This is a genomic window from Candidatus Symbiopectobacterium sp. NZEC135 (genome assembly GCF_025962695.1).
In genome coordinates this window covers 1-780 of sequence record NZ_JAGFPF010001010.1, presented here as the reverse complement: position 1 = coordinate 780, position 780 = coordinate 1, and the positions used below count along the sequence as shown (strand labels likewise).

At 55.6% G+C, this 780-nt stretch carries 1 protein-coding gene; it reads right to left on the bottom strand.

Features of this window, described 5'->3' with window-relative positions:
- Positions 1 to 780: MCP four helix bundle domain-containing protein (locus tag J5224_RS32090; protein WP_264629000.1), on the bottom strand; the 780-nt coding region annotated here is incomplete at both ends.

The following is a 780-nucleotide window of genomic DNA, read 5'->3' as shown; positions in this document are numbered from 1 at the left end:
TGGCAGCCTGCTCTTCGGTACGCTGGCTGAGATCGGTGCTGCCTGCGGCGATTTCACTGGCACCGGTCGAGATAGACTCGCTGCTTTCACGCACCTGAATCACCAGTTTGCTCAGGCTGTCGCGCATATGGTTCATGGCGGCCAGCAGGCTGCTGTTATCCGCGTCGGCGAGCGTTACCGGAACGGCCAGATTACCCTGCGCAATCTCTTGCACCACCTGCATGGCGTAGATCGGCTCGCCGCCCAGCAGCTTTTTAATATGGCGAGTGATAAACCAGGCGATAACGGCGGCTAACAGGGCGGAGAGTGCCGCGAGGATCAGCAGACTGTTACCATCCTCTTCCGCTTCAGCCACGGCGTTGGTCGCTATCTGGGCGGTGAGATCTTTTTGCAGTTGGATCATGGTGTTGAGGTTGCCAAACATGGCGGTTTGCACCGGTTCCAATTGGCCTTTAACCAGTATGGCCGCTTCCGCCTGACGGTCGGTCAGGGTCATACCAACGGCTTCACGCCCGAGTTTGGCAAAGGCAACACGGTTTTGTTGCAGTTCGCTCAGAATGGCGCGCACTTCTTTCGCGTGCAGATTGGCTTCCAGTTTTTCCACTAACTTGCCGTTTTGCGCGCTGGTTTTTTCGATCAATGCCTGGCTGTCGCTCAGCTCTTTTTTGTCTGTCATCAGCAGCATGCGCAGTGTGGCTTTAATGGTGACGTTCAGGTTGTCTTTCAGCTCCTGTAACACAAACAGGTTATTCAGATGCTGTTTGGCGAGGCCGTCGGTAG